13 protein-coding genes and 1 pseudogene are annotated in these 26,160 nt (G+C 74.8%); 4 read left to right on the top strand and 10 right to left on the bottom strand.

Translation table 11 applies throughout. From position 1 onward, the window contains the following. The first annotated feature begins 243 nt into the window (after positions 1-243). Complete coding sequence (locus tag GA0070614_RS07020; protein ID WP_172892383.1) at positions 244-6,492, top strand: PAS domain S-box protein; 6,249 nt, start codon at positions 244-246, stop codon at positions 6,490-6,492. A 176-nt stretch (positions 6,493-6,668) separates the two neighbouring features. Next, positions 6,669-7,541, top strand: a complete 873-nt coding sequence (locus GA0070614_RS07025; protein ID WP_088975185.1) for an aldo/keto reductase — start codon at positions 6,669-6,671, stop codon at positions 7,539-7,541. A gap of 130 nt (positions 7,542-7,671) precedes the next feature. On the opposite strand, the gene GA0070614_RS07030 is transcribed toward GA0070614_RS07025, so the two are convergent. Beyond that, on the bottom strand, positions 7,672-8,598 hold the full coding sequence (locus GA0070614_RS07030; protein WP_088975186.1) for a lipase family alpha/beta hydrolase: 927 nt from the start codon (positions 8,596-8,598) through the stop codon (positions 7,672-7,674). A 303-nt stretch (positions 8,599-8,901) separates the two neighbouring features. Here GA0070614_RS07030 and GA0070614_RS07035 point away from each other — a divergent pair, with 303 nt between their 5' ends. Then, positions 8,902-9,249 carry a hypothetical protein gene (locus GA0070614_RS07035; protein ID WP_088975187.1) on the top strand — a complete coding sequence of 116 codons (348 nt, stop codon included), beginning with the start codon at positions 8,902-8,904 and terminating at the stop codon, positions 9,247-9,249. 47 nt (positions 9,250-9,296) lie between these two features. On the opposite strand, the pseudogene GA0070614_RS31025 reads toward GA0070614_RS07035, so the two are convergent. The 6 genes and pseudogenes from GA0070614_RS31025 to GA0070614_RS07065 all read right to left on the bottom strand — a co-directional run. After that, positions 9,297-9,398, bottom strand: a pseudogene (locus GA0070614_RS31025) (Scr1 family TA system antitoxin-like transcriptional regulator); the annotation flags it as partial. Then, complete coding sequence (locus GA0070614_RS07045; RefSeq protein WP_088975189.1) at positions 9,399-9,662, bottom strand: DUF6244 family protein; 264 nt, start codon at positions 9,660-9,662, stop codon at positions 9,399-9,401. Positions 9,663-9,782: 120 nt separating this feature from the next. Then, complete coding sequence (locus GA0070614_RS07050) at positions 9,783-10,550, bottom strand: hypothetical protein (RefSeq protein WP_088975190.1); 768 nt, start codon at positions 10,548-10,550, stop codon at positions 9,783-9,785. Further along, entirely contained in the window at positions 10,551-13,088 is a 2,538-nt protein-coding gene (locus tag GA0070614_RS07055) for an FtsK/SpoIIIE domain-containing protein (RefSeq protein WP_088979288.1), read from the bottom strand. Positions 13,089-13,164: 76 nt separating this feature from the next. Continuing rightward, the gene (locus GA0070614_RS07060) at positions 13,165-15,834 is read right to left on the bottom strand and encodes a type 1 periplasmic-binding domain-containing protein (protein WP_088975191.1); all 2,670 of its coding nucleotides are present in this window, start codon (positions 15,832-15,834) and stop codon (positions 13,165-13,167) included. Positions 15,835-15,943: 109 nt separating this feature from the next. Continuing rightward, positions 15,944-16,741 (bottom strand): SGNH/GDSL hydrolase family protein, encoded by a 798-nt coding sequence (locus tag GA0070614_RS07065; RefSeq protein ID WP_088975192.1) that lies wholly within the window; start codon positions 16,739-16,741, stop codon positions 15,944-15,946. Between the two features lie 193 nt (positions 16,742-16,934). On the opposite strand from GA0070614_RS07065, the gene GA0070614_RS07070 reads away from it, so the two are divergent. Then, a complete protein-coding gene (locus GA0070614_RS07070) occupies positions 16,935-18,464 on the top strand; it encodes a M1 family metallopeptidase (protein WP_088975193.1) in 1,530 nt (509 codons plus the stop codon). 160 nt (positions 18,465-18,624) lie between these two features. On the opposite strand, the gene GA0070614_RS07075 is transcribed toward GA0070614_RS07070, so the two are convergent. The 3 genes from GA0070614_RS07075 to gltB form a co-directional block, all read right to left on the bottom strand. Continuing rightward, on the bottom strand, positions 18,625-19,149 hold the full coding sequence (locus tag GA0070614_RS07075; RefSeq protein WP_088975194.1) for a hypothetical protein: 525 nt from the start codon (positions 19,147-19,149) through the stop codon (positions 18,625-18,627). A 711-nt stretch (positions 19,150-19,860) separates the two neighbouring features. Continuing rightward, complete coding sequence (locus tag GA0070614_RS07080) at positions 19,861-21,396, bottom strand: glutamate synthase subunit beta (protein WP_088975195.1); 1,536 nt, start codon at positions 21,394-21,396, stop codon at positions 19,861-19,863. Beyond that, positions 21,389-26,044, bottom strand: a complete 4,656-nt coding sequence (gltB, locus tag GA0070614_RS07085; RefSeq protein ID WP_088975196.1) for a glutamate synthase large subunit — start codon at positions 26,042-26,044, stop codon at positions 21,389-21,391. The genes GA0070614_RS07080 and gltB overlap by 8 nt, the downstream gene beginning before the upstream one ends. Positions 26,045-26,160: the final 116 nt, after the last annotated feature.

Genomic DNA, 26,160 nt, shown 5'->3' on the forward strand with positions numbered 1-26,160 from the left:
GCGCTGCCGGCGCGCCCCGCACCTCGCCGGCCCCCCGATTCGGGCCCAGCGTCGCACGGCCGGGACGTCGGCAGCGGACGCTTGCCGCCAACTGCCCTCGCCGACGCCCGGTTGCCGACCGGCTGGGTCGTTCGTCCGCGCGGTTCACCAGCCTGTCATGATCGACTGAGTGGGGTGCGGCCGCGCGCTGGTACGGTCCGACTGATGGGGAAAGCGCCTGAGCCGGCGAGTGGAGGTCCCGACATGACGGACTCCCCCGCCCGCCCCACGCCGCCGGAGGACCTGCGCTGGCGGGACGTCTTCGCCGCCGGCGGCGAGATGGGCGACCGGATCGCCGGCCACGACTGGTCGGCCACCCCGCTCGGGCCGGTCGAGTCCTGGCCGCAGAGCCTGCGGACCGCCGTCACGATCTGCCTGCACTCCCGCTTCCCCATCCTGCTCTGGTGGGGCCCGGACCTGGTGATGCTCTACAACGACGCCTACGAGCCGATCCTCGGGGCGTCGAAGCGGGACGCGCTGGGCCGTCCGGGCGCGACGGTGTGGCCGGAGATCTGGGACGTGATCGGGCCGATGCTCACCGGCGTGCTGGCCGGCGAGGGCGCCACCTGGAACCAGGACCAACTGCTCCTGCTGGACCGCAACGGCTTCGTCGAGGAGTGCTACTTCACCTTCTCGTACAGCCCCATCATCGACGAGTCCGGCGCACCCGGCGGGGTCTTCACCGCTGTCACCGAGACCACCGACCGGGTGGTCGGCGATCGCCGGCTGCGGGCGGTCGGCGACCTCGCCGCGAGCCTGGTCGACGCCGACGACCCGGACGAGGTGGCCCGACGCACGGTGGCCACCCTCGCGTCCGGTCCGACGCTGCCGATGGTCCGGCTGCACCTGCCCCACCCGGAGGGTCTGCGGCTCGCCGCGGCCGGTGGCGACGCGGTGCCGGACGAGGTGACCCGCGCCTGGCCGCTGGCCGAGGTGCTGGCCTGCGGGGAGACCCGGCTGCTGCCGCTGGACCCGGCCGGCGACCCGACCCGCCCGGGGACCCCCGTGGTGGCGCTGGTGCCCGTCCCGGAGCCGGGCGGCACCGAGCCCACCGCGGTGCTGGCCGCCGCACTGAACCCGCGCCGGCCGGTGGACGACGGCTACCGGGCCTTCCTCGACCTGATCGCCGGGCACGTCGGCACCGCCCTGGCCGCCGCCCGCGCCTTCCAGCAGGAGCGCCGCCGGGCCGAGGCGCTGGCCGAGCTGGACGCGGCGAAGTCGGCCTTCTTCGCCAACGTCAGCCACGAGCTGCGTACCCCGCTGACCCTGGTCGCCGGTCCGGTCCGCGACGCCCTGGACGACCGGTCGCAGCCGCTGCCCGAGCCGACGCGACGTCGGCTGGAACTGGCCGACCGCAACGCGGCGCGGCTGCGCCGACTGGTCGACAGCGTGCTGGACTTCACCCGGATCGAGGCCGGACGGCTGCGCCCGGAACGGGTCGCGGTGGACGTCGCCCGCCTCACCCGGGAGATCGCCGCGTCCTTCGCGCCGGCCGTCGACCGCGCCGGGCTCGACTTCGAGGTGGACTGCCCACGGCTGCCCCGGCCGGCGTACCTGGACCGGACGATGTGGGAGAAGGTCGTGCTCAACCTGCTCTCCAACGCCCTCAAGGCCACCGTGGCGGGCGGGATCCGGCTGCGGCTGACCAGGGCCGAGGGCGGGTTCCGGCTCGCCGTGACCGACACCGGCGTCGGCATCCCGCCCGACCAGCTGCCCCGGCTGTTCCAGCGCTTCCAGCGGGTCGACGGCCCGCACGGGCGCTCGGCGGAGGGCACCGGGATCGGGCTGGCGCTGGTCCGCGAACTGGTGCAGCTGCACGACGGGGAGATCGGCGCGACCAGCACGTTGGGCGTCGGGTCGACGTTCGAGGTGCGGATGCCGTACGGCGCGGGGGCCAGCCGGTCCGCCGTCGCCGCGCCCCCGGCGCCGCTGGACCGCGCCATGGTGCTGGCCGCCGCCGAGACGGCCCGCCCGGGCGGCCCCGGGGTGGTGAGCGGGCCACCGGACGCCCCGCGCGTCCTGCTGGTCGACGACAACGCCGACCTGCGCGACTACGTGACGGACCTGCTCGCGGCGCAGTTCCGGGTGCAGACCGCCGCCGACGGGCGGGCCGCGCTGGCGCTCATCACCGCCGACCCGCCCGACCTGGTCCTGGCCGACGTGATGATGCCGCTGCTGGACGGCTTCGGGCTGCTCGCCGCGCTGCGCGCCGCGCCGGCCACCTCGCACCTGCCGGTGGTGCTGCTCTCCGCCCGGGCCGGACCCGAGGCCGCCGCCGAGGGGTTGGCGGCGGGCGCCGACGACTACCTGGTCAAGCCCTTCTCCGGCCGTGAGCTGCTGGCCCGGGTCCGAGCCAACCTGGACCGCGCCCGGGACCGGCTGCGCCGGGGCGCGTGGGCCACCCGGGTCGTCGAGTCGATCACCGACGGGGTCTTCGTGGCCGACGAGTTCGGCGCCGTCCTCCAGGTCGACGAGACCTTCGGCGCGCTGACCGGGTACGGGCCGCAGCAGGTCCCCTACCGCCCGCCCTACCCGTGGTGGCCCGACCCCGCATCGCACCCCCGGGAGCGGGAACTGCTCGACCGGGCCCTGGTGCACATGCTCGACGAGCACGCCGGGGCGTACGAGGTGCCGTTCCAGCGCCGCGACGGCGGGCTGTACTGGGTGTCGGTGACGGTCACCGAGGTGGCCGACCCGGAACGGGACCGGATCCTGCTGGTCGGCACCGTCCGCGAGGTCACCGACGAGCACCTGGCCCGGGAGCGGCAGCAGGCCGCCCTGGCGCTGACCAGCCTGCTCGCCGCCGCCACCGACACCGACGAGGTGCTGGCGCTGACCGCGCGCGCCCTCGGCGAGGCGTTCGGCGGCACCGGACACCTGATCCCGGTCGACGACGGCGCACCGGAGCGGGCGTACACCGCCACCGGCCCGGTCGCGGTGGCCGACCTCGACCCGGCGGTGGCCGAGCGGCTGCTGCCCGGCCGGCGGGCCGACGAGCCGCCGGTGACCGGCGAGGTGCCGGGCGTCGCCGGGCGGCTCAGCACCCCGACCCGGGAGTGGCGGTCCTGGGTGGCGCTGCCCGCGCCGCGCGTGCTCAGCGCCGACGAGCACCTGCTCGGCGGGCTGCTCACCGCCGCCGGGGTGCAGGCGCTGCGCCGGGTGGAGGCGGTCGGCCGGCAGGACGCGGTGGTCGAGCAGCTGCGCGACGCGGTCCGCGAGGCCGGCGAACGCGAGCGGGCCTGGCAGGCCGAGGCCGCCGCCCGGGCCGCGCGGCAGCACGCCGACCAGCGCTTCCGCACCCTGATCGAGGCGTCCACGGCGGTGATCTGGACCGCCGACGCGGTCGGCGCGATCGTCGAGCGGCAGCCCTCCTGGGAGGCGTACACCGGGCAGCACTGGGAGCAGTACCGGGGCGACGGCTGGGCGACGGCGGTGCACCCCGGCGACCGGGCGCGGATCGGCCTCGCCTGGCGGGAGGCGCTCGCCAGGCGAGCGCCGCTGTTCGAGACGGAGGGGCGACTGTGGCACGCCGGCAGCGACGGGTACCGGCACTTCGCCGTACGCGCCGCGAGCCTGCGCGACCCGGACGGGACCATCACCGAATGGATCGGCAGCATCTACGACATCGAGGACCGGGTGCTCGCCGAGGCGGCGGCCCGACGCACCGCGGCGATCAGCGAGTCCCTGCTGGACAGCGCGCCGGTCGGCTTCGGGCTGGTCGACACCGCGCTGCGCTACGTGCAGGTCAACCCGGCGCTGGCACGGATGAACCGGGTGCCGGTGGCGGAGCACCTGGGCCGGCGGCCGCGCGACATCGTCCCGCGGCACGGGGAGCGGATCGAGGAGCTGATGCGCCGCGCCCTGGCGCACGGCCCGGTCACCGGGGTGGAGTTCACCGAGCCCGAGGGCACCCCGGACGCGGCGCGCCGGCACCTGGTCGCCGACTACTTCCCGATCCGCATCGCCGACACCGACGAGCTGGTCGGGCTGGGCTTCGCCATCGTCGACGTCACCGAACGCACCCGGCTGCTGGAGGCGCTCGGCGCGGAGCGGGCCCGCTACGAACGGCTCGCCGCCACCGACGTGCTCGCCGTCTTCGGTGGTGAGGAGGACCGGATCACCGAGGCCAACGAGGCGTTCCTGGCGATGCTCGGCTACACCGCCGACGACATCGCGCAGGGACGGCTGAACTGGCCGGACCTCACGCCACCGGGCTGGGAGGAGGCCGACGCCGAGGCGCTGGCCGAGCTGCGCGCCAACGGCCGGGCACGCGCCTACGACAAGGAGTACCGGCACGCCGACGGGCACCTCGTCCCGGTGCAGATCGGGGTGGTCGCGCTGGAGCGCCGGCCGCTGCGCTGGCTGGCGTACGCCTCGGACCTCAGCGCCGAACGGGCCATCCAGGCGGAGCTGCGGCTGTTCCAGGCGCTGGTGGAACGCTCCGGCGACTTCATCGCGGTCGGCGACCCGGACGGGCGGGCGGTCTACGTCAACCCGGCCGGACGGGAGTTCGTCGGCCTGGCCGACGGCGCGCGCCTGGACGGGCTGCGGCTGCTCGACTTCGCGGCGCCCGAGCTGCGCGAGGTGTGGCGGCGCGAGTTGATCCCGGCGGCGCTGCGCGAGGGGCACCACCGGGCGGAGAGCCGGCTGGCCCGGCTGGACACCGGCGAGCAGCTCGACGTGGACCACCAGACGTTCACCGTCACCGCCGCCGACGACCGGGAGACCACCGCGTTCGTCGCCACGGTGGCCCGGGACATCAGCGACCGGCAGCGGGCGTTGCGGCAGGCCGAGGGGCTGGCCCGGCTCGCCGGGGCGCTCAGCTCCGCGCAGGGGCAGGCCGCGGTGGTCGAGGTGGTCACCTCCGTCGTGCCCGCGGTGGTCGGGGCGTCCGTCGTACGCCTGGCGGTGGCCCGGCCCGGGTCGCCGACGCTGGACGTCGCCGACGGCGCGGGACCGCAGCGGGTGCCGGTGGCGGCGCGGCTGCCGCTGGCCCGCGCGGTGCGCGACAACTCCGCCCGGCGGCTGCCCGGCGGCGCCGGGATCTGCCTGCCGCTGCGCTACGGCGACGGCGGCGTCCTCGGCGCGCTGGAGGTGCGCTGGGAGCGGCCGGCGCCCGACGGCCGCACCGACGCGGTCCGCCGCCGCGACGACGAGGCGCGGCGCAGCCTGCTGGACGCGGTCGCCGGGCTGTGCAGCCAGGCGTTGCAGCGCGCCGAGCTGACCGGTTCGGCGCAGGCGATGGCGGACTTCGCGGCCCGGCTCAGCGTCACCCGCTCCACCGCCGAGGCGATCGAGGTGATCCTGGACGCGGCCCCGCTGGCCCTGGGCGCGGCGCTGCCCGGGTTGGCGATGCGCGACGAGGGACGCCGGGTGCTGCTCTGGCACCCGGAGGTGCCGGACTCGCTCGCGGCGACCTTCAAGGACCTGACCGTCGACGACCCCCGGCCGATCGTGCGGGCGCTGCGCAGCGGCGAACGGATCGTCCTGCCGAACCGGGCCGCCTTCGCCGCGGCCTTTCCGGGGCTGCCCGACCCGGTCGGCGCGCACGGCATCGTCACCACGGTGGCGCTGCCGCTGCTGGACGCCCAGCGTCGGCCGATCGCCGCGCTCGCCTTCGGCTGGTACCGGGAACGCCCGCTGCGCGAGGGCGACCTGGCGCTGCTGGACACCATCGCCGACCTGTGCGAGCAGACCCTGGAGCGGGTCCGGCTGGCCGCCGCCGAGCACAACCTGGTGACCCGGCTGGCCGGGCGGTTGCGCACCTCGGCCACCCGCACGCCCGCCGGCCTGGAGATCGCCACCCGTTACCAGCCGGCGATGAGCGGCCTGCACCTCGGCGGCGACTGGTACGACCTGATCGCCCTGGACGGCGACCGGCTCGGAGTGGTGGTCGGTGACGTGGTCGGCCATCAGGTGGAGGCCGCCGCCGACATGGCGCAGCTGCGGACGGTGGTGAACACGCTGATCCGGTCCGGGGTGCCGCTGGCCGAGGTGTTCCCCCGGCTGACCGAGCTGCTCGGGGTGGGGTTCCTCGGCACCTGCCTGGCGATGGTGGTCGACCCGGCCGCCGGTCAGGTGGCGGTGGCCCGGGTCGGGCACCCGCACCCGGTGCTGGTCCCCGCCGGCCGGCAGCCGCGGGCGGTGCACACCGGCAACGCGCTGCCGCTGGGGCTGGTCCGCGAGCCGGTGCCGGTGACGACGGTGCCCTTCGGCCCGGGCGACCTGCTGGTGGCGTACACCGACGGGCTGGTGGAGCGGCGCGACCAGGAGTACGACGCCGGGGTGGCGGCGCTGCACGAGGTGATCGTGCCGGTGCGCGACCAGCCGGTCGGCGCCATCGCCGACGCGATCCTGAGCAAGCTCTCCGGCTCCGACGACGACCAGGCGCTGGTGGTGATCCGGCACGTCACCCGGCCGGGCCGAGCCGCGGCCGGCACGTCACCCGGCTGACCGTCGCACCGGCACGTCCCGGCGGCCCGGTCGACCGCGCCCGTGCTGGGGCCTGCCGGGCCGGTGTTCCCGGCCACATCTCGCCCGCAGGTGTGGAAGGCGGCGATGCGCGGGAAAGCCGGTCGGTCGGTGGCTAGATTGGCCGCTGACGACGACGCACACCAGGAGGATCGCCGATGGCGACCAGCGCCAGCACCGCGCCCGCGAAGGCCTCGGGCACCTACCGCATCGGCGGGGACGTCCAGGTCGACCGCCTCGGCTACGGGGCCATGCAGATCACCGGCCCGGGGGTCTGGGGCGACCCGAAGGTCCCGGCCGAGGCGGTGCGGGTGCTGCGCCGGGCGTACGAGCTCGGGGTCACCTTCATCGACACCGCCGACTCGTACGGCCCGTTCGTCTCCGAGCTGCTGATCCGGCAGGCGCTGCACCCGTACGCCGACGACCTGGTCATCGCGACCAAGGCCGGCCTGACCCGTTCCGGGCCGGGCGACTGGCGGCCGGTGGGCCGCCCGGAGTACCTGCGCCAGCAGTGCGAGCTGAGCCTGCGGCACCTGGGCCTGGAGGCTATCCCGCTGTACCAGCTGCACCGGATCGACCCGAAGGTGCCGCTGGCCGACCAGCTCGGCGAGCTGGCCCTGCTCAAGCAGGAGGGCAAGATCCGCCACATCGGCCTGTCCGAGGTGACCGTGGAGCAGATCGAGGCGGCCCGGCAGATCACCCCGATCGTGTCGGTGCAGAACCTCTACAACCTGGCCGACCGCAGCGCCGAGGACGTCGTCGAGTACTGCGAGCGCGACGACCTGGCCTTCATCCCGTGGTTCCCGATCGCCACCGGCAACCTGGCCCGGCCGGGCGGCCCGCTGGACGCGATCTCCACCGAGCACGGCGCGACGCCCGCGCAGCTCGCGCTGGCCTGGCTGTTGCGCCGGTCGCCGGTCATGCTTCCCATCCCGGGTACGTCGTCGGTGGCGCACCTGGAGGAGAACGTGGCCGCCGCCGAGGTCCAGCTCACCGACGCCGAGTACGAAGCCCTCGCCCAAGCCGCCTGACCCCTCCCCCCGCCCCGCCCTCCTCCCCCGCCCAACCCGCCACCTCGCGCACTTACAGAGAAAGAGTGGCCATCCACGCCGGAATAGCCACTCTTTCTCTGTAAGTGCAGGGTGGAGGGGTGGGTGGGTGTCAGAGGGCGAAGCAGTTGGGCCAGATGGGGCGGTCGGTGAGGACCTGGCGGACGACGGTGTAGGTGGTGCCGTCGAGGACCAGGCCGAGGTGGCCGACGACCCGCAGCGGGCACCAGCCCTGGATCAGCACGTTGGTGGCGCCGTCGGCGAGGGAGGCGTTGCCGACCGGCCGGACCAGCTCGTCCTGCCAGGTACGCACGGTCGTCCAGCGCAGCGCGCCCGGGGTGTCGTCGCCGCCGTTGAGGTTGGCGAGGAAGTCCGAGCCGATCGACATCTGCTGGCAGGCGACGATGCCGGCGCAACTGCCCAGCCCGACGACGTTGAGGATGTTGGCGACGTAGGTGCCCTGCTGCGGGCTGCCCAGGCTGACGTAGCGGCCGACGGCGTCCGCGCCGCCGAGGAACTTGACGTACCAGCGGGAGACGAGGCCACCCTCGGAGTGGGCGACGATGTCCACCTTGGCCGCTCCGGTGCTGGCGCGGACCTGGTCGACGTAGCTCCTGAACGCCTTGGCGGACTCCCGGATGTCGCCGAAGCCCAGGCCGGGGAGCTGGTAGATGGAGACCCGGAAGCCGTCGGCGCGCAGCCGGGCGGCGATCGGCTCGTACGCGATGGAGACGCCGATCAGACCCCCGACGACGATGACGGGGTTGGCGTTGGCGGCGACGGTGAACGCCTCGCCGGCGACCGATGCCGGCGCGCTCCCGTCCGGGGCGGGCGCCGGTGCGGCGACGGTGCCCGGCGCTGCGGCGGCCCGGTCGGCGGCGCCGGCCTGAGCGGCGGCGGTCCGGTCGGCGGTGTCGCTCTGTCCGGTGGTGGCGGCCGGGGCGGCGGTGGACCGGTCGGGGGCCGCCTGGACGGCGGTGGCGGGGACGAGGAGCACGGCGAGGGCGGCGGTGGCCGCGAGGATCGTTCGGAGCAGCATGGCTGCACCTCCGGTGGGAGGTTCCCGGGAGCCGGGGACGGGTGGGTGGGGGATCCGATCGATCGTGGGATCGATGATGCGTGGCCGATTTCACACCCGTCAATGAAAAGTTACGCGCTGGTAACGTGAAGTCGCTCCAGGGGCACAAACCGTCCTATCGGACGGCGGCGGTCAACTGCCGGGCCACGGGAGTCGGAAGACGGCACCGTCGGCTGCGCGACGCAACGCTCCGCACCCACCACGCCCATCGATACGGTCGCCCCACACCCCGCGACCGGACGGGGACCGGCAGGGGAGGAAACCATGCAGCCAGGTACGGACACCGCCGTCGTCCTGCACACCTTCGACGAGTGCGACCGCAAGGCAGATCGGCTGCGACGCGGCTACGTGGACCTGGCCACGAACGTGATCGAGGACGGCAAGCTCGGCGAGCGGACGCACGACGAGGACGTGAAGCTGACGGCCGCCGACCTCCAACTCGGCGCGCAGGAACTGCTGGACACCATCGACGGTCAGCTGACACTGCTGTCGGGGCCGGTCGCCCCCACCGGGCTACCGACCGACATCCAGGGCCGTTACCAGCAGATGCGCACGGACATGGCCGCCGTCCTCAAGTACGCCGCGACCGTCCTGGCCAGCCGCACCGGCTGACCGCGCTCAGCTGTCCAGCGGTTGCAGCAACGACGCCTGCAGACCGGCGGAGCCACGTGCACCCGGACGTGTGGCTCGGCGCAGGCGGCCAGCACGGAGCGGAGCTTTTCGCGCATGGTGGCGGGGCCGCCGACCGGCCGCCGCAGTGCTCAGTTGCCCAGGGCCTGGACCTTCGCGATCGTCTCCTGGACGTGCTGCCGGGCCGGCTCACTGCCCTGGGCGGCCTGCTCCAACGCCTGCCGGTAGGAGTCGATCACGCCGATCAGCTGGCCGGCGGCCACGCCCTCCAGCGCGCCGGCCACCAGCGCCCGCGCCTCGGCGGCGTCCTGCGCGGCGGCGGCCGTCTTCGCCTTCGCCTCGTCCAGCTTCTGCACCGCCGCTGCCAGCCTCGCGATGATCTGCGCCGCGCTCACGTGCCCCCCCGGATCGACTCACAATCGGCCGGGTCACCGCACCGGCAGCGACCACAAGGGAGCCTACGAGATCCGCGCACCCACCGCGACCAGGCGCTGACGCGAGCCGCCGTGACCGGCTCAGCGCAGGGCGCGGACCACGAGCAGGCTGGCGCAGTAGGCGATGGGCACCAGGGCGACGCAGATGACGAAGCCGAGCGGGACGAAGCGCGGCGGGTCCACGGTGGCCAGGGCGGGACGGCCCCAGCGCCCGAGGATGAACCAGCCGGCGGCGAACGACAGCACCGGCAGCCCGGCGCAGACCCACGCGCCCAGGGTGAAGCCGCTGACCAGCCCGACCCCCGATGCCACCACCAGCACCAGCATGAGCAGCACCCCGACGGCGGCGCAGGCGACGTAGACAGCGACCGCCCGGGCCGCCGGTGACCAGGTGGGCAGCAGCTCGGGGCGCTGCCCGAGCGCCTCGACGTGCCGGGTGTGCCCGTCGGCCTCGTCGGCCAGCCGGCGGGCCTCCTCCAGCGCCGCCGCCGGATCGCTGTCGGCGACGGCCGAAACGGGTGTCGGGGACCCGGCTAGGGCCGGGCCGGGAGTCGGGGACCCGGCGACGGCCGGGACGGGAGTCGGGGACCCGGCGACGGCCGGGACGGGAGTCGGGGACCCGGCGACACCGGCCGGCGCGGCGGACGCCGGACCGGCGGGAGCGACGCCGATCGCCTGGCCCAACTGCTCCAGCCGCTGCTCCTGCACCATCAGCCGCTGGCCGAGCTGGTCGATTCCGGCGTGCAGCCGGCGGCGGCGTTCGGCCTCGGCGGCCGCCCCCCGCTCCCCGTCGCGGACCTGGCCGGAGAGCTGGCGGACGGCGGCGGCGTACTCGTCGAAGGTGGCCACTCAGCGCTCCTCGTCCTCGGGCCGGTGCCCGGGGCGGACGAACGGCACGATCAGCGCGGTCCGCTGGGCGTGCCGGTCGACCAGCAGCGCCCGGTCGGGCCGGGGGGTGTAGGTGAGGTCGGTGACGCCGAGGTGCAGGCCGAGGTCGGCGGCGGGCACGTTCAGCGCGACCAGGCAGGCCACGTCGTCGCGGTTCTGCGAGCCGCCGAGGTCCTCGCCGAGCCGGCGCAGCCCGCGCCACCAGCCGAGCAGGTGGGTGCCCTGCCCGGGCCCCTGGCGCAGCAGGGTGCGCAGGTCGTCGTGGCCGGAGCGGAAGGTGCCCGGGTCGCTGCGGCCGAGCGCGCCGGCCGCCGCGTCGACGCCGAAGACCACCAGGTACGTGCGGCGCTCCCCCGCTGCGGCGGCCAGCTCACCGATGCGCTGGCGCAGCCCCGCCGCGTCCAGGACGGTGACCGGGTGCCCGGCCGCCTTGATCCCGGCGACGGTGTCGTCGGCCAACTCGTCGGCGGCCTCCACCAGCGGGGCGAGGACGAAGTCCGCCTCGCCCGGGGTGTGCTGGCGGGCCACGCCCAGCGCGGCGGCGCGCAGCACGTGCCCGCCGGTGACCGAGGTGCCGACCACCGCCAGGTGCCGGCCGGGGGTGGCGTCCAGGGTGAACCGGGCGGGGCTGCCGTCCACGTCCACGGTCCGGCCGACCAGGATGGTCGGCCGCCGGCCGCCGGGGCGCAGGGCGACGCCGGCCGGGTCGTCCTCCAGGTGCGCCGGCTCGTACCCCCGGAAGACGGTCGGCGGGCGGGTGCCCTCCGGCGCGGCGTCCCACAGCTCGTAGCGCAGCCGGGCGACCTGCCGGGCGTCGGCGTGCGCGTCCGGGAACCGGACCAGCAGGTCCGCGCCGGGCGCGCCGGCGGCGGTGTTCACCACGGCGGTGCCGAGGGTGGTGGCGGCGCTGCCGCCGGGGCGGTGGCCGAGCACGGCGTCCCCGCCGGGCAGCGCCACCCGCAGGGCGAACTGCCCGAAGAGCGTGTCGGCGCGGCCGTAGAGGGCCTCGACCCCGGTGGTGCTCTGGCTGGCCAGCACGAGGTGCACGCCGTAGGAGCGGCCCTTGCGGGCCAGTTCCTCCAGCAGGTCGACGGCGTCGCGGGCCAACCGGTCGTTGCCGGAGAGCAGCACGTGGAACTCGTCGATCACCGCCACCACGCGGGGGACGGACGCGTCGGCGGGCAGGTCGGCGAGCTTGGTGGCGCCGTGCCGCTTGAGCAGCCCGGCCCGGCGGCCCAGTTCCCGGCGCAGCTCGCGCAGGACGGCGAGGCCGTACTCGCGGTCGGACTCGACGCCGACGGCCCGGGCGTGGGGCAGGAAGGAGGGGTCGCGTTCGGTGGGCACGAACTCGGTGAAGCTGACGCCCTCCTTGAAGTCGAGCAGCCAGAGCTGGAGTTCGGCCGGGGAGTACCGGGCGGCGAGCGAGTAGAGCACGTCGACCAGGAAGACCGTCTTGCCCGCGCCGGTGCGCCCGCCGACCAGCCAGTGCGGGGTGGCGTCGTCGAAGCCCAGCACCGCCGGCTCCCGCCCGGCCCGGCCGACCACCGTGCGCAGTCCGGCCCGCGCGGACTCCGTCCAGCGCCGCTCGGGGAGCAGGTCCTCGACGTGCAGCGCCGCGTCGCGCCGCACGGCCGCGTCCAGCCGGGCGGCCAGCGAGCGTACGGCCTGCGCGGGCGGGTCGCCGTCGAGCAGCACCGGTACGGCCAGCCCGCCGCCGTCGTCGCCGAACGGGTGCCCGGGCGGGTCGCCGACCCAGGCGTACCGCTCGTCGAGCCGCAGCGGCGTGGTGGCGCCCAGCGGCGGCGGGGCCTGCCCGGGTGACCCGGCCGGGTACCCGGCGAGCAGCACGCACACCGCGGCGGTCGGCCCGGCGTGGGTGAGCGCGGCGAGCCGGGCCAGCTCGCGCGGGCCGGGTGCGGAGGCGGCGACCACCAGCAGCAGCTCGTGGTCGTCCCGGCCGGACTGCTGGGCGGCCCGCACGTGCGCCTCGGCCCCGTCGAGCAACGCGGCGATCTCCGCCTCGGTGGTGGCGGTCGCGTCGAGCACCCCGGCGTCGCGCAGGGGGCGCAGCGGCAGGAAGGTGGCGCCGAGGGCGGCCGGGTCGATGCCGACCACCCGGACCGCGCCGGGCGCGGCGGTGGCGAGCAGGCGCAGCACCAGCACCCGCAGCAGCACCGCCACCCGGGGGTCGCGGGCGTCGGCGGTGACGGCGAGGTGGTGCCCGGCGCCCAGCGGCAGCAGCAGCGGGAACCGGCCGTCGGCGGTGGACGCCTCCCCGATCCGCACCGGCGCCGGCGCGCCGGCCGGGCGGGTGGTCTCCGCGCCGGGCGCGGTCAGCGCGGCGCCGAGGCGGCCCAGCCGGGCGATGAGGTCGACGGTGCGCTCCGGCACGGGTTGCCCGCTGAGCTTCTCGAGCAGCGCCCGGGCGCGGGCCCAGTGTTGCCGGGCCTGCCGGTGGACCGCGACCGCCTGCCCGTACGTCGACGCGAGCCTGCCCACCGTCTGCTCCCCCACGACGTCCGTCCGGTCGTGGGGAACCCTAACGGAGCCGCGCCCGCGGCGCACCAGCCGCAGCTCACCGCGGGCGGCACGCCGGATCGGGCCCGCCGTCGACGCTGCCGCAGTGGAACACCTCCACCGGCGCGGCGTCGACGTCGGGCACCCGGGCGACGGTGAGCAGCGCGATCCGCTTGGCGACGGGCTCACCGGAGTCCGGGCCGTACCGGATCACCCCGGCGACCCCCGGGTAGCCGCCGGCGGCGTTCTGGCGCAGCACCTCGGCGTGCACCCCCACCGGGTTGACCGAGCGGGGTTCCCACCGCCGGCCGGTGTCGGCGTGCCGCAGCCGCGCGGCGAGGCTCTCCAGCGCGCGCACCATCATCATCGAGGCGTCGTAGGCGAGGCTGACCCGTTCCCCGACCGGCGGCCCGGCGCCGTCGCGGCAGCGCGGCGGGTCGAGCAGGTCGTCGGCGCTGATCCAGGCGAGGAAGCTGCCCCGGGCGTCGTCGCGGCGGGCCTGCGCGGCGCGCAGCGCGGCGCAGGTGGCCGGCGCGGCCTTCGACACGTACGTGACCGGCAGGTTGCCCGGCGCGCTGGCCCGCAGCCCCGGGTTGGCCATGTACCGGTTGACCGAGTCGTCGGCGACGAGGTGCCGGGGCGGGTCGGTGCCGCACTCCTTGAGCGCGCGCAGGAACCCGTCGAACTCCGACCAGCGGCCGGCGAAGACCAGCACCCCGCGGAAGCCGCACTCCTGGGTCAGCCGCCGTCCGGTACGCCATTCGTCGAGCCGGGTGAGTCGGCTGCCGAACCGCTCCCGCAGCCCGTCGACCAGGGTGGACACGTAGAGGTCCTCGGCGAGCGAGCTGTCCTGGCCGGTGGTGTGGTAGACGTGCGCCTCGCCGACCCGCAGCACCTGCCGGGAGTACGCCTCGATCATCCGCGCCTGGTCGGCGTTGGGCGCGGAGATCTGCAGGTAGAGGCTGGAGTTCTGGTCCAGCCGGTCGGCCGAGAGGGTGGGCGCGAGGACCGGCAGGCCGACCCGGTTGAGTTCGCGCAGCGCGGCGGCGGTGCTGGTGCGGCTCTCCACCAGGCCCACCACCCCGAGCACGGTCGGGTCGTCGCGGGCCAGGTCCTCCAGCATGGCCACCGCCCGCCCGGCGTGGCGCATCTGCCGGCCGCCGTTGGCCACCACCACCCGCAGCAGGGCCGCGCCGTCGGCGGCGGCGGACTCCTTGAGCAGGGCGTACTGGGCGGTCGCCATGCCCTCCAGTTCCTCGCGCTCGGAGACGTACGACTCCTCGTCGGCGCGGGTCCGGTTGCCGGTGAGGGTGCCCAGGTAGACCAGGGTCAGGTACGGCCGGCGGTGGTCGCTGCGCCGCCACACCTCCTCGGCGGCCCGGTTCTGCGCGAAGATGCGCCGTTGCACCGCCCGCAGCCGGTCCTGGCCGGGTTCGCTGTTGAAGACCTGGCCGGCGCTGTCGCTGTAGCCGACGCACTCGCCGTCGACCAGCGTCACCGCCACCCGGCCCCGCGGGTCGGGGTGGCAGTCCAGGTTCCACCGGCCGGTCGCCCACGCGCCGACGCCGAGCAGCAGGGCCAGGGCCACCGCCGCCGGCAGGAACCGCCGCGACCACCAGGGCGGGTCGGGCGCGACCAGCGCCGCCGGGCCGGCCCCGGGCCCGGCCACCAGGTCACCGGCGGCCAGCCGCAGCACCAGCAGCCAGGCCGCGGCCCGCCGCAGCCGCCGGGTCTCCGGCAACGCCTCGGCCCATTCGTCGTACGCCTCGTCGGCCTCGCGCAGCGGGCGCGGCGCGGGCAGTTCCGGCGGTGCGGCGGTGGCGACCGCGACGACCAGCAGCGGGTCGTTGCGGCCGGTCTCGTTGCGCACGTCGGTGAGGAGCCGGACCAGGGTGTGCCCGACGTCGCCGACGGTCACCCCGTCGAGCAGCAGCACCGGGTACGCGGTGCGCCGCCAGTCGCCGGGCCGCCAGAACCGCCGCCGGTACGCCTGCCGCAGGTCTTCCAGGAAGGCGTGCAGCAGCAGCTTGTCCACCTGGGCCGGGTGCTCGCCGTCGCGCCACCCGGCGGTGAGCCGTTCGGCGAAGCCGAGGAAGGTCACCGACTGCCGTGGGGCGAGGTACTGCTGGCGCATGAACCAGCGGTACTGGCTGCCGACCAGCGGCACCCGCCCGGACACGGCGATCCGGAACACCACGCTGGGCACGGCCCGGCGTAGCAGCCAGAACAGCACCTGCACCGCCGTGCCGAGGCCGGAGTCGCCACCGACCTGGGGCTCCTCGCTGGCGCGCCGGCCGCGCCAGTCCCGCAGTCGGCGTACCAGGGTGGCCCGGCCGCTGTCGGCGGTGTCGGTGGCGAGGCTCTGCTGCATCAGCCAGTCGGCGAGCGGGTAGTGCCGGAAGCGCAGCCGGGCGGCGCCGAACGCCTCCAGGGAGAGTTGGCGGTGCAGTTCGCGCAGCACCGTCGGGACGTCGTCGGTCTCCGGCCGGTCGGTCAGGTCGAGCACGGCGTGCGGCACCCGCCGTCCCGCGCCCCGGCCGACGAAGCGGCGCAGCAGCACGCCCGGCTCGCCGGTGGCGGGACGGACCAGCCACAGCAGCGGCAGCCGCCGGTCACCCCGGCGGGGGCGGCGCACCAGCCGGGCCAGCAGGTGCAGCAGTTCGGGACCGCCGGTCGGGAACCGGTCCCGGGCGCTCGGGGGTCGCTGCCGCCTCACGGAATCCCGCATCGCGCACCTCCGGCGGGGACGGACCAGGACCGTCCATTGTCGGATGTGGATGCAAGCGCCGACGGCGGCCGGCGGTCCGGGGTGGACCGCCGGTCGCCGCCGGGACGCGTCAGCGCAGCGCGGCGTTGAGCGCGGGCAGGTAGCCGTAGCGGTAGCCGTCGGCGTCCGGGTGGTACGCCTCGATGACCCCGGAGACGTCCCGGATCCACGGGTCGGCGGCGCAGACGCCGTGCCCGGCGAAGGTGGGGCGGGTGTCGGCGAACGTGGCGCCGGCCGCGCCGGCCCGGTCGGCGATGACGGTGGCGAGCAGGTCGGCGGCCTCGTTGAGGATGGTCCGCTTGTAGGTGCTCATCGCCAGCCAGCCGCAGTAGTTCGTCTCGAACAGTCGCGGGTAGCCGAGCACGATCAGCCGGGCGTTCGGCGCCCGGCTGCGGATGGCGGCGTAGGTGCGGTCGAGCCGGCCGGGCAGCGTGGCGGTGGCGAACGCCTTCGCCTCGTTCACCGCGTTGGTGCAGGTGCTGGTGCTGCCGAAGCGGCAGCTGGTGATGACGTCGGCGAAGCCGGCGTCGTTGCCGCCGATGGTGACGGTGACCAGCGTGGTGCCGGTGCTCAGCGCGGAGACCTGCTTGTCGATCACGTCTGAGGTGACCGCGCCGCCGCAGGCGACGAACCGGAAGCTGGTGACCGCGTTGGCGGCGGCCCAGAGCGGGGCGTACGACTTCTGGCTGCGCAGGCAGCCGGAGAGGTCGTACGGGCCGGCGCCGACCCCGGAGGAGTAGGAGTCGCCGAGGGCGACGTAGTTGACGGTGGCCGCCTGGGCGGTGCCGGGGACGAGCACGACACCGAGGACGGTGGCGAGCAGGGCGGCCAACGCGGTGACGGCGCGGGCCAGGGCGCGGTGGGGCATCACGGACCTCCACGGAGCAGGGGTGGTGGGAGCCTCGTGACCGCGCGCGTGGCCAAGGGGGTTGTTACTGGTCGGTAATGCTATCGAAACATTCCCATAAAGTGAACAGCCGACCGCGCCGGACGGGGTCATCGCGTTCACAAACTTCGATTAGGTTGATCGCGCGTACACCCCGACGGAGGGAGTCCACCCCGTGCGACGCGCTTTCACGGCGGCCATCGCCGCCCTGACCGTCACCACCGCCGGCACCCTGGTGACCGGCGTCCCCGGCCAGGCCGCCGACCGACCCGGTCGCAGCCGGCTGGTCGCCGGCGCCACCCCCGGCACCCCCGGGCTCGGCGACAGCTACTTCCCCGACTACGGCAACGGCGGGTACGACGTCGACCACTACGACGTCCGACTGCGCTACGACCCGGCCACCGACCGGCTCACCGGCACCACCACCATCCTGGCCCGGGCCACCCAGGACCTGCCCCGGTTCAACCTGGACTTCCTGCTCGACGTGGAGTCCGTCAAGGTCAACGGCTGGACGGCCCCGTACGCCCGCGAGGGCGCGCACGAGCTGGCGGTCACCGCACCCCGCCGGATCGTCCGCGGCCAGCAGCTCACCATCGTGGTCCGGTACTCCGGCGTGCCGTCCGAGACGCTGATCGGCGGCTACACCGGGTGGACCCGCACCGCCGACGGCGCGCTGGCCGTCAACGAGCCGGAGTCGTCCTGGTGGTGGTTCCCGGCCAACGACCACCCGCTGGACAAGGCCACCTACGACATCTCGGTATCGGTGCCCACCGGCGTCGAGGTGATCAGCAACGGCGTGCCGCCACGCCCCCCGCTGGCCGAGGCCGGCGACCGGATGCGGTGGAGCTGGCGCACCACCAGCCCGACCGCCACCTACCTGGCCTTCCTCGCCATCGGGCAGTACGACGTGGTCACCGACACCGCGCCGAACGGGCAGCCGGTGATCAACGCGTACAGCACCACGCTGGGGCCGCTCGCGCCGGCCGCACGCGCCAGCATCGAACGCACCGCCGAGGTCGTCGACTGGGCCAGCGGCGTCTTCGGGCCGTACCCGTTCGAGGCCCAGGGTGGCGTCGCCGGGCCGGTCGACGGCATCGGTTTCGCCCTGGAGACGCAGACCCGATCGGTGTACGGCCCGGGCTTCTGGCGGCGCGGCGCCAACACGTACGTGGTGGTGCACGAGAACGCCCACCAGTGGTTCGGCGACTCGGTGTCGGTCGCGCAGTGGCGGGACATCTGGCTCAACGAGGGCTTCGCCTCGTACGCCGAGTGGCTCTGGTCGGAGGAGCAGGGCGAGGGCACCGCCCAGGAGCTCTTCGACTTCACCTATGCGGCCTACCCGGCGGACTCCGGCTTCTGGCAGGTGCTCCCGGGCGACCCGGGCGCCGAGCGGATCTTCGACGACGCGGTCTACGACCGGGGCGCGATGGCCCTGCACCAGATCCGGCTCGCCGTCGGTGACGAGGCGTTCTTCCGGATCCTGCCGGCCTGGACCGCGGAGCACCGGCACGGCAACGCCACGGTCGCCCAGTTCCAGGCCCTCGCCGAACGGATCTCCGGCCTGGACCTCGACGACCTCTTCACCACCTGGCTCCTCACCCCGGGCCGGCCCGCCCTGCCCACGGCCGCGCGCAGCGCGACCGCCCCACGGCAGCCGGCGTCGTGGGTGAAGATCCGCGAGGCGCACCAACTGCTGGAGCGCTGAGCCGACCCCGGTCGGGTGTCCGCCCCTGGTCCCGTGGCGGACACCCGACCGGCCGGACGACGTCGGCTGCCTGCCGACCTGCCGGTCGGCGGCCGGACCCGGCCCACCACCGGCCGTGGTCGGATCCCCTCATCTGCTCACGTTCGCGGGCCGGCGACCGTCAGCCGGCCGGCGCGGGTACCGGCGGCACGGCCGACGCGCCGGTCGCGGCCTCGACCGCCCGGATGTGCCGGTACGCGAACCACAGCGGCGGGAACGCGGCGACGGCGAAGGAGAGGTCGACCAGCGTCCAGAACCACGGGATGTCCCGGATCGGTCCGCAGATCAGCGCCAGCGGCACGATCCCCGCGCAGGCGATCATGCCGAGCTGCACCACCCAGACGTTGCGGACCGGGTCCCGCAGCGGCCCCCAGAACGCCACCGCCAGCACCAGGTGCGCGAAGGCCAGCCAGTCGGTGCCGTAGAGCATGAAGGGGTAGCGATCGCCGGTCTCGACGAGTCCGGTGTGGACCCGCTCGATCCAGGCCACCAGCGCCGGGAACTGCCCGGCGAGCGGATCGAGCGCCCGCAGCAGCCACCGCACCTCGATCTCCAGCGGAAACGCGGTCACCCCGCTGAGGAACAGGCCCACCACCACGACCCACAGCCATCGGCGGGTCCGCCGCAGGCGCTCTTCGACGTCCATGCCGGCAGCGTAGCGATGATCTTCATGGCATCGGGTCCCGCAGCATCGGAGCGCCCGGGCAGAGAGGATGACCCTGGTCACCCATCCGGCAGACAGGCGCGTCCCGCCGGGGGCAGGGTCCGCTGCGTGAACGCTACGGACTTGATGACAAATGTGAATCGCCCACGACCCCAGCGACCCCAGCGACCGCGGCGACCGAAGCGACCGAAGCGACCGAAGCGACCGAAGCGACCCCAGCGTGCGACAACCCACCGAAGAGCAACCAGCGAGCTGACGACCCCGCCAACCGGCGACCGGAGCGTGCCGACGACCAGTGACCCGCCCGATGCAGCGACCTGCCCGCTCCAGCGACCTGGACGACGCTGATTCAGATTTGTACTCAAGTCTGTAGCGGCCGACCGGCGCACCCGGACCCCAGCGCCCGGACCGAACTTAGCGGGCGCGGTCACCCCAGTGACGGCGGGCACGGTCACCCCAGTGACGGCGCGCCCGGTCACCCCAGTGACGGACGAGCCGAGCGACCGCAGCGACCACAGCGACCGCAGCAATCCGGGCGACGCTGATTCAGATCTGCGCTCAAGTCTGTAGTGGCCGACCGGCACACCCGGACCCCAGCGCCCGGACCGAATGCCGCGTGGGCGACTGGGCCAGCGGCGTACGGTGAGGGCCCGACCCCAGCGTTGATCCGGGTCGGGCCCTCACCGACGGTCGTCAGCGGGCGGCGAGCGGCTGCCGTGCCGGGTCCACCGGGGCCGGCAACTCGCCGACCCCGCCCAGGTAGGTGTGGATGGCCGCGGCGGCGGCCCGCCCCTCGGCGATGGCCCAGACGATCAGCGACGCGCCCCGGTGCATGTCCCCGGCGACGAAGACGCCGTCGACGTCGGTCTGCCAGTCCGGCCGGGCGTCCACCGCGCCCCGGGCGTTGCGGGTCACCCCGAGCTGGGTCAGCAGCGGCTGTTCCTCGGTGCCCTCGAAGCCGATGGCCAGCAGCACCAGGTCGGCGGGGAGCACCCGCTCGGAGCCGGGCAGCGCGGTGACGATCCGCCGGCCGTCCCGCTTCTCCACGGTGACCTCGGCGATCCGCACGCCGTCGACCTGGCCGGTGCCGTCGTCGATGAACTCCTGCACCGCCACGGCGAAGACCCGCTCGCCGCCCTCCTCGTGCGCCGGGTAGTTGCGCAGCACCCACGGCCAGGTCGGCCACGGGTCGCGCTCGGCGTCCCGGGTCTCCGGCGGCTCCGGGTACAGGTCGAGCTGGTGCACGCCCGCCGCGCCCTGCCGGTGGGCCACGCCCAGGCAGTCCGCCGCGGTGTCGCCACCGCCGATGATCACCACGTGCTTGCCGGCCGCGTCGATCGGCGAGCCGTCGGGGAGCACGGCCAGCGCCGGCCGCCCCTCGCCCGCCGCCGCCACGCCCGGCTGGCCGGCGCCCGCCGCAGCGACCGCGCGGTTGGCGGCCACCAGGTGGTCCATCGCCTGGTGTACGCCGCGCAGCGCCCGCCCCGGCGTCTCCGGGGTGTCGCGGCCCTGCAACGCGCCGCAGGCCAGCAGCACCGCGTCGTGCTCGGCGCGCAACTGCTCCGCGGTCACGTCGACGCCGACGTCCACCCCGGTGCGGAACACGACGCCCTCGGCGGCGAGCTGGGCCAGCCGCAGGTCGACGTGCCGCTTCTCCAGCTTGAAGTCGGGGATGCCGTACCGGAGCAGGCCGCCGATCGCGTCGTCGCGCTCGTACACCGTGACGGCGTGACCGGCGCGGGCGAGCTGCTGCGCGGCGGCGAGCCCGGCGGGCCCGGAGCCGACCACGGCGACGGAGCGGCCGGTCGGCGCCGGCACCGGCTGGGGCAGCAGTCCGGCGCGCGCCGCCGCGTCGGCGATCTCCACCTCGACCTGCTTGATGGTGACCGGCTGCTGGCCGCCGAGGCCCAGGACGCAGGCCGCCTCGCACGGGGCCGGGCAGAGCCGGCCGGTGAACTCGGGGAAGTTGTTGGTGGCGTGCAGCGACTGCACCGCGGCGTCCCAGTTGCCGGTCCGGACCAGGTCGTTCCAGTCCGGGATGCGGTTGCCCAGCGGGCAGCCGTCGTGGCAGAACGGGATGCCGCAGTCCATGCATCGGGTGGCCTGCTCGCGGATCAGCTCCTCCCCGGCGGGCGGGTAGACCTCACGCCAGTCGGTGATCCGCACCGGCACCGGGCGGCGGGCCGGCAGCCGCCGGTTGTAGCGCAGGAAACCGTTCGGGTCAGGCACGAGCCACCTCCTGGACCGCCACCCGCGAGGCGGGCGACACCGGCGCGGTCAGCGCAGACATGACCGCGTCGTCGACGTCACGGCCGGCGGCTTCGGCGGCCTTCATGATCTCCATCACCCGGCGGTAGTCGCGGGGGACCACCGCGGTGAACTCCTCGGCCGCCTCCGGCCAGCGCTTGAGCAGCTCCGCGCCGATCGCCGAGTCGGTCTCCGCCACGTGCCGCTGGACGAGGTCGTGCACCAGCTCGCGTTCGGCGTCGCGCAGCGGCGTCAGGTCGACCAGTTCGGCGTTGACCCGCGAGCGGTCCAGCCGCCACACGTACGCGGTGCCGCCGGACATGCCGGCGGCGAAGTTGCGGCCGGTCGCGCCGAGCACCACCACGGTGCCGCCGGTCATGTACTCGCAGCCGTGGTCGCCCACGCCCTCGACGACCGCCACCGCGCCGGAGTTGCGCACCGCGAAGCGCTCCCCCACCCGGCCGCGCAGGAACAGCTCGCCGGCGGTGGCCCCGTACAGGATGGTGTTGCCGGCGATGATCTGGTCCTCGGCCCGCTGCCCGACGGCGGCCTCGGGGTCGCAGAACGGCGCGGCGGCGTCCGGGCGCACCACGATCCGCCCGCCGGAGAGGCCCTTGCCGACGTAGTCGTTGGCGTCGCCGTGCAGCCGCAGGGTCACCCCGCGCGGCAGGAAAGCGCCGAAGGACTGCCCGGCGGTGCCGCGCAGCGCGAACTCGATGGTGTCGTCGGGCAGGCCGGCGCCGCCGAAGCGGCGGGTGACCTCGCCGCCGAGCATCGCGCCGACGCTGCGGTGCTCGTTGCGCACCGCCACCTCGACCCGCACCGGGCTGCCGTCGCGCAGCGCCGGCTGGGCGAGCGCGATCAGCTCGTTGTCCAGGGCCAGCTCCAGGCCGTGGTCCTGGGCGCGGATGCCGCGCCGGGCGGCGTCCGCCGGCAGCTCCGGCAGGTGCAGGACGCGTCCCAGGTCCAGCCCGTGCGCCTTCCAGTGGTCGATCGCCGGGGTGACGTCGAGCAGCTCGCTGTGCCCGATCGCCTCGTCGATGGTGCGGAAGCCCAACTCGGCGAGGTACTCCCGGACCTCCTCGGCGAGGAAGAGGAAGAAGTTCTCGACGAACTCCGGCCGGCCGGTGAACCGCTCGCGCAGCACCGGGTTCTGGGTGGCGATGCCGACCGGACAGGTGTCCAGGTGGCAGACCCGCATCATCACGCAGCCCTCGACGATCAGCGGGGCGGTGGCGAAGCCGAACTCCTCGGCGCCGAGCAGCATCGCGATCAGCACGTCCCGGCCGGTCTTGAGCTGGCCGTCGACCTGCACGGTGACCCGGTCGCGGAGCTTGTTGAGCAGCAGGGTCTGCTGCGCCTCGGCCAGGCCCAGCTCCCACGGGGTGCCGGCGTGCTTGAGGGAGTTCAGCGGGGACGCGCCGGTGCCGCCGTCGTGGCCGGAGATCAGGATGACGTCGGCCTTGAGCTTGGCCACGCCGGCCGCGACGGTGCCCACCCCGGTCTCGCTGACCAGCTTGACGTGCACCCGGGCGGCCGGGTTGACGCACTTCAGGTCGTGCACGAGCTGGGCGAGGTCCTCGATGGAGTAGATGTCGTGGTGCGGCGGCGGCGAGATCAGGCCGACGCCCGGGGTGGCGTGCCGGGTCCGGGCGATCCACGGCCAGACCTTGTTGCCGGGCAGCTGGCCGCCCTCGCCGGGCTTCGCGCCCTGCGCCATCTTGATCTGGAGGTCGTCGGCGTTGACCAGGTACTCGCTGGTCACGCCGAAGCGGCCACTGGCGATCTGCTTGACCGAGGACCGGCGGGCCGGGTCGTGCAGCCGCTCGACGTCCTCGCCGCCCTCGCCGGTGTTGGACTTGCCGCCGAGGCGGTTCATCGCGACGGCGAGGGTCTCGTGCGCCTCGGCCGAGATCGACCCGTACGACATGGCGCCGGTGGCGAACCGCTTGACGATCTCGCTGGCCGGCTCGACCTCGTCCAGCGGCACCGCCGGGCGCACCCCGGTCCGCAGGGTGAACAGCCCGCGCAGCGAGCCGCCCTCGGCGGCCAGCTCGTCGACCTTGGCGGTGTACTGCCGGAAGACGTCGTACTGGCGGCTGCGGGTGGCGTGCTGGAGCAGGAAGACCGTCTCCGGGTTGAACAGGTGCAGCTCACCCTCGCGACGCCACTGGTACTCGCCGCCGACCTCCAGCCGGTCGGAGGTCCGCGCGCCCGGGGCGGGCCAGGCCAGGGCGTGCCGGGCGGCCACCTCGGCGTGGATCTCCTCGAGGCCGATGCCGCCGATGCTGCTCGGGGTGCCCCGGAAGTACCGCTCGACCAGGCGGGTGTCCAGACCGACGGCCTCGAAGACCTGCGCGCCGCAGTACGACGACACGGTCGAGATGCCCATCTTGGACATGATCTTCAGGACGCCCTTGCCGAGCGCCTTGACGTAGTTGCGGACCGCCTTCGCGGGCTCCACGCCGACCAGGGCGCCCGTGGAGATCATGTCCTCCACCGACTCGAAGGCCAGGTACGGGTTGACCGCCGCCGCGCCGTACCCGATGAGCACGGCCGCGTGGTGCACCTCCCGGCAGTCGCCGGTCTCCACGACCAGCGCCACCTGGGTACGGGTCTGCTCCCGGACCAGGTGCTGGTGCACCGCGGCGGTGAGCAGCAGCGACGGGATCGGGGCGAGGTCGGCGTTGGAGTCGCGGTCCGACAGGACCAGGATCCGTACGCCGTCCTCGATCGCCTCCGAGACGTGCCGGCAGATCTCGGTCAGCCGGGCCTTGATGCCGGCCCCGCCGTCGCGGACCCGGTACAGCCCGGAGACCCGGACCGCCTTGAAGCCGGGCAGGTCGCCGTCCTCGTCGATGGAGAGGATCTTGGCCAGCTCGTCGTTGTCGATCACCGGGTACGGCAGCACGATCTGCCGGCAGCTCGCCGGGCCCGGGTCGAGCAGGTTGCCCTCCGGCCCGATGGTGGACGCCAGGCTGGTCACCAGTTCCTCCCGGATGGCGTCCAGCGGCGGGTTGGTGACCTGGGCGAAGAGCTGGTGGAAGTAGTCGTAGAGCAGCCGGGGCCGGGTCGACAGCGGGGCGATCGGGGTGTCGGTGCCCATCGAGCCGAGCGGCTCGGCGCCGCTGCGCGCCATCGGCCCGAGCAGGATCTTCAGCTCCTCCTCGGTGTAGCCGAAGGTCTGCTGGCGGCGGCGCACCGAGTCGTGGGTGTAGACCACGTGCTCGCGCGGCGGCAGGTCGTCCAGCTCGATGAGGCCGGCGTGCAGCCACTCGGCGTACGGCCGGGCGGCGGCCAACTCGGTCTTGATCTCGTCGTCGGAGACGATCCGCCCGTTGACGGTGTCGACCAGGAACATCCGGCCCGGCTGGAGGCGCCCCTTGGCGACCACGGTGGCCGGGTCGAGGTCGAGCACGCCGGCCTCGCTGCCCAGCACGACCAGGCCGTCGGAGGTGTGCCACCAGCGGCCCGGACGCAGGCCGTTGCGGTCCAGCACCGCGCCGACGATCTCGCCGTCGGTGAAGGCGACCGACGCGGGGCCGTCCCACGGCTCCATCAGGCTGGCGTGGAAGCGGTAGAAGGCGCGCTTGTCCGCCCGCATGCCGGGGTCGTTCTCCCACGCCTCCGGGATCATCATCAGCACCGCGTGCGGCAGGCTCCGCCCGGCCAGGTGCAGCAGCTCCAGCACCTCGTCGAAGTTGGCCGAGTCGGAGGCGCCCGGGGTGCAGACCGGGAAGATGCGCCGGATGTTGCCGGGCAGGTCGGGGCTGCGCAGCAGCGCCTCGCGGGCCTGCATCCAGTTCCGGTTGCCCCGGATGGTGTTGATCTCGCCGTTGTGCGCGATGAACCGGTACGGGTGCGCCAGCGGCCAGGACGGGAAGGTGTTGGTGGAGAAGCGGGAGTGCACCAGGGCGATGGCGCTGTCCACCCGCTCGTCGGTCAGCTCCGGGAAGTACGCCGGGAGCTGGTCCGGGGTGAGCATGCCCTTCCAGGTCATGGTCCGCGACGACAGCGACGGGAAGTACGCCGGCACGCCCCGCTCGGCGCTCTCCCGCTCGGCCTGCTTGCGGACGCAGAACGCCACCCGGTCCAGGTCGAGGCCGGTCAGCGGGGAGCCGGCCGGGCCGGCCGGGGTGTCGGTGAGCCGGTGCGCGGCGAGGAAGAGCTGACGGATGCGCGGCATCGCCGCCAGGGCGGTCTCGCCCAGCCCGCTCGGATCGGTCGGCACGTCCCGCCAGCCGAGCACCTCGGCCCCCTCGACCAGGGCGTACTTCTCGACCACCCGACGGGCACGGGCCTCGCCGGCGTCGTCGTCGGGCAGGAAGACCAGGCCGGTGGCGTACTGGCCGGCCGGGGGCAGCGGGAAGTCCACCACGGCGCGCAGGAACGCGTCCGGCACCTGGATCATGATGCCCGCGCCGTCACCGGTGTTGTGCTCCGCGCCCCGCGCGCCACGATGGTCCAGGCGACAGAGCGCGCCGAGTCCGTTCGCCACCACCGCGTGGGAGCGCCGACCGTGCAGGTCCGCGACGAACGCCACGCCGCACGCGTCGTGCTCGTTGGCCGGGTCGTAGAGACCGGCCGCGGACGGGGCCGACTGCGGGCTGAGAGGGTACGGAAAGGCCACCGGGCCTCCTGTCGTCACTCAGGTTGGAACATGGTCGGGACGACGTCGGCCCTCAGCGGTCTATTGAGTCTACGTTAGGGCGACCCCCGCAAGGCCAGTGCAGATTGATCACACCT

Source organism: Micromonospora coxensis, from assembly GCF_900090295.1.
In the GTDB taxonomy this organism is placed as follows: domain Bacteria; phylum Actinomycetota; class Actinomycetes; order Mycobacteriales; family Micromonosporaceae; genus Micromonospora; species Micromonospora coxensis.

Bases quoted from the DNA above. Each gene is read 5' to 3' on its own strand.
- GA0070614_RS07020 (WP_172892383.1), top strand. From the start codon at position 244: ATGACGGACTCCCCCGCCCGCCCCACGCCGCCGGAGGACCTGCGCTGG.
- GA0070614_RS07025 (WP_088975185.1), top strand. From the start codon at position 6,669: ATGGCGACCAGCGCCAGCACCGCGCCCGCGAAGGCCTCGGGCACCTAC.
- GA0070614_RS07030 (WP_088975186.1), bottom strand. From the start codon at position 8,598: ATGCTGCTCCGAACGATCCTCGCGGCCACCGCCGCCCTCGCCGTGCTC.
- GA0070614_RS07035 (WP_088975187.1), top strand. From the start codon at position 8,902: ATGCAGCCAGGTACGGACACCGCCGTCGTCCTGCACACCTTCGACGAG.
- GA0070614_RS07060 (WP_088975191.1), bottom strand. From the start codon at position 15,834: ATGCGGGATTCCGTGAGGCGGCAGCGACCCCCGAGCGCCCGGGACCGG.
- GA0070614_RS07065 (WP_088975192.1), bottom strand. From the start codon at position 16,741: ATGCCCCACCGCGCCCTGGCCCGCGCCGTCACCGCGTTGGCCGCCCTG.
- GA0070614_RS07075 (WP_088975194.1), bottom strand. From the start codon at position 19,149: ATGGACGTCGAAGAGCGCCTGCGGCGGACCCGCCGATGGCTGTGGGTC.